Raw genomic sequence first — 3,881 nt, 5'->3', positions numbered from 1 at the left:
CCAAGCGCAATCTTGTGTTTGGTTTTGCCTCTGTTATTGGGTTAATGGCTTTTCTCGTTATCTTCAGGTCACATGAACTTGAAGTTTCCAAAGATCACATTGATCGCATTGCAAAAAATCATCTTACCAAAATTGATCGTGTCGTTGAGATGCGCTCTGCCGCACATGAAAGAACACTTGCCTTGCAACGCATGTTATTACAACCGGACCCTTTCACCCGTGATGAAGAGTGGATTCGCTTCAATCATTTTGGTGCTGAATTTGCTCGTGACCGGTTAAACATCTTGTCGATGGAATTAAATGAGGAAGAAAAAAAATTACTCGACTATCAGGGAACGGTTACTAAAAAAGCACTTGACTCCCAACGTCGCGTTGTGGAATTACTGGAAAAAGATCAATTTGACCAGGCACGCGAAGTACTTCTTAAAAGTGTAATCCCGGCTAAAGAACAGGTAATTAATCAGCTCAATACCTTCTATCACTATCAGGAAAAAGAGGCCGAGAAAATAGCACGCGAGACCAGTGAACTTTATAAAGAAATGCGTTCATTGGTTATCATTGTTTCCCTGATTGCTTGCCTGTTAGGAGTGGCTATTGCGACTTTTGTAATACGACGCACTACCACTACCGAAATGGCCTTATCTGATGCTTATGATAACATCCAGAAACAAAGCGCCGAGAAAAGCCAGTTACTTGCTGATGTTATTGATGAATACCGATCACCGCTGGATTCTTTATTACAGTACAGTGACGCGATCGCAAAAAGCGCTAACCGGGAAAAGTCCGGCAATAGAGAATTTATGTCAGACATTGTTAATTTGCAGCATGCTTGCGAACATTTAAATGGTCTAACCAGCGAGATACTGGATTTCACAAAAATGGAATCGGGAAAGGTTGCTTTTTCTTCCCAGGACCTGGATATCCACGAATTCATACACGATGTCGCCAATCAGATCAAACCTATTGCGGCTAAAAACAACAATCAGGTTGACGTGCAATGTCCGATAGATATTGGCTTCATGGAAACAGACTCGAACAAACTCCGGCAAATACTGTTTAACTTGTTGGCGAACGCCTGCAAATTCACCGAATTCGGACTAATAACTCTAAACGTCAAATTCAATTCGACAAGAAATAATGGATCTGCACATGAGCGCTGGATCACTTTTAGCGTCATCGATACGGGGGTAGGTATAGCGCAACATAAAATGGATAAAATATTTAATGCTGTACCTAACATTAGCCAACCCAATAACAGACGACGCGAAGACAGCGGATTGAATTTATCGATCAGCCGGCGCTTGTGCCATATGATGGGTGGAGAAATCGTTGTTAACAGCGAACCCGGCATGGGATCTGTGTTTTCAGTAAAACTTCCTCACTCGAGCACGCAATCACTAGAATCTGCTCTCTAGTTTGTAACTTCCCCGAAACAACTCACTTTCCTCTTTCTGGTAAAAATATTTACTGTAAAATTCAGGATGCGCTCAATGATGGCGATGACAAGCTGGCGCTTTAACTAATTATTGGGTATTGGGCAGATTTTACTCTGATGCTGAGATAATCGAACCAACTCGCAGGCAGAACTTGCATAATCATCTTTTATTGCGAGCATTGATTCGCTATGGCTGGCAATCACAGAATATGCTCTAATACAATTCCATGGCTTATCGTACCTTAATTTCTGCTGACGCATTGCAGCAAAATTTGAACAACATGCAGTGGCGCATAGTTGACTGTCGTTTCAATTTGAAAGACCCCGATGAAGGCATGGCCCTTTATCAAATGGATCATATTCCCCATGCAGTCTATGCTCACCTTGATCACGATTTGTCATCCCCGGTAACTCCAACCTCGGGTCGCCATCCCCTCCCTGACGTCAATCATTTCAGGGAAAAGCTCGGCAACTGGGGGATTACAAAAGACACACAAGTCATTGTCTACGATGATGCAGCCGGCAGCTATGCGGCTCGCTTATGGTGGATGTTACGCTGGTTGGGCCATGATTCAGTCGCCGTACTGGATGGAGGATTCGGTTCCTGGAAGCAACAGGGCCTCCCCGTGACGTCTGCTATTCCTCGCTTCAACCCTGCTACTTATACAGGTGAACCCAATATGGAGATGTTGATTGACAGTGATGTTTTACAGCAGAAACTGGCGCAATCACAATTACTGCTGATTGATGTTCGTGATCCGGTCCGTTATCAGGGAATAGAAGAACCGATCGATAACGTTGCTGGCCATATCCCTGGCTCAATCAACCTTCCCTGGAAAAACAACATTGCAGAAAACAACAGCTTATATTTATCTAAAGCACAATTACATGATGCATATGCGAAAGTTCTACAAAACGTACCTGTCGATAATACTATTTTTATGTGTGGTTCAGGCGTAACAGCATGCCACAGCCTCCTGGCACTGGAACATATTGGAATTTCAGGCGCCAAACTTTATCCAGGTTCCTGGAGTGCATGGATTACTGATCCCGCCCGCCCCGTGGAAACTTCAGCGTAATCCTAAGGGATTCGAACTATCTCACCTCGCAGCCCGCTCGCTTAAGCTGCGGTTCCTCTTTAAAGTAATAGTATTATTGTATTCGGCGGTATGCTCAACGTCTTAGCTATCAAATAACTTATCGCCAAATTAGACGTACGCGAACACCGCTGATGTTTCTTATACAATTTCTTTGATCGATATCAATATCTTTAAAACTCGACTCTTTTAGTATGAATCTCATGATATTTGAGCCATTGTTTGCAATCATAAATGAAGTAATGTCACAGTACATAACTAAGGTGTGTGAATGCAACTGAATAGACAATTGCCACTCGTTTTTCAGTGCACCATGCTACGTTAATATTATAAGCAGTCCATATCTGTTCGAGGGAACCCATCATGAGTGAAACTTTATATGACAAAATTGGCGGCGACGCGGCTGTCAATGCAGCGGTAGAAGTTTTCTATCGAAAAGTATTAGCCGATGACCGAATCAATATGTTTTTCGAAGGCGTTGACATGGAAAAACAGGCAGCGAAACAAAAAGGATTTCTAACTTTTGCGTTTGGCGGCCCAAACAACTATACCGGCAAAGACATGCGTGATGGTCATGCCCATTTGGTAGAACGTGGTTTGAATGACAGTCACTTTGACGCGGTAATGGAACACCTGGGTGCGACACTGAAAGAACTGAACGTACCTGACGATCTTATTGCTGAAGCAGCAGCAATTGCTGAAAGCACTCGTAACGATGTACTCGGCCGATAAATCGACACCAGTAAATTGCTTCTCACATTAAGTGACGATAAGCGGTGATTCGTTACGAGCAAGAAAGTTATCGATCCGAGAAAAACGAGTCGGTACTTGATTGTCTTTCACGCAATGGCATAGCGCCTCCGCACTCCTGCCGGAGCGGGTTATGCCAGGAATGTTAGATGCGCGCTGTGAAAGGCAGTCCTGCCGAGGACTCGCAAAAGGATTTAAAAGAAACTCTGATATCCCAATACTATGGCTTTTCCGGATGGAGTGTGTATTTATACGGTAACTCGGATATGGTAAACGCCACAAAACATTCTGTTTTTCTTGCTGGCGCATCGTTACAGGATGTCTACGCCGATCCCTTTCTTCATTCGAAATTAAGAAGAAATTAGCAGCACCTTCAGTTTTATTTCTGTTTCGCTTTTGTACCAAAATTCTTAATTACCACCGATTAGCTTAAGGCTAGTCTGACGATCTAAGAGGTTTAGCATGGCAAACATCATTGTGCTGGGCGCTGGCCGAATTGGAAAAGCGATTGCTATAGATCTGGCAAAAAATCATCAAGTCGCTGCCATTGACTATGATTCCTATACCCTTGAACAACTAACGCAGGAAAATACCAGCAT

At 43.4% G+C, this 3,881-nt stretch carries 6 protein-coding genes; all 6 read left to right on the top strand.

The genetic code is table 11. From position 1 onward, the window contains the following. On the top strand, window positions 1-1,415 hold a 1,415-nt coding region (locus ACWVCM_RS02745), incomplete at its 5' end, for an ATP-binding protein (RefSeq protein WP_455200174.1). Between the two features lie 247 nt (window positions 1,416-1,662). Further along, window positions 1,663-2,514, top strand: a complete 852-nt coding sequence (locus ACWVCM_RS02740; protein ID WP_455200173.1) for a sulfurtransferase — start codon at window positions 1,663-1,665, stop codon at window positions 2,512-2,514. A 381-nt stretch (window positions 2,515-2,895) separates the two neighbouring features. Continuing rightward, window positions 2,896-3,264, top strand: coding sequence for a group I truncated hemoglobin (locus ACWVCM_RS02735; protein WP_455200172.1), 369 nt, complete (start codon window positions 2,896-2,898; stop codon window positions 3,262-3,264). Between the two features lie 44 nt (window positions 3,265-3,308). Then, window positions 3,309-3,431, top strand: a complete 123-nt coding sequence (locus tag ACWVCM_RS02730; RefSeq protein ID WP_455200171.1) for a 2Fe-2S iron-sulfur cluster-binding protein — start codon at window positions 3,309-3,311, stop codon at window positions 3,429-3,431. Next, window positions 3,432-3,647: a hypothetical protein gene (locus ACWVCM_RS02725; protein ID WP_455200170.1), complete on the top strand. Its 216-nt coding sequence runs from the start codon at window positions 3,432-3,434 to the stop codon at window positions 3,645-3,647. Between the two features lie 97 nt (window positions 3,648-3,744). Further along, window positions 3,745-3,881, top strand: a 137-nt coding sequence (locus ACWVCM_RS02720; protein ID WP_455200175.1) for an NAD-binding protein, incomplete at its 3' end; no start/stop codon positions are given.

The sequence above is a fragment of the Kaarinaea lacus genome, assembly GCF_975902315.1.
Note: the sequence above shows the minus strand (reverse complement) of the source record. Positions and strands in the feature narration are given on the sequence as shown.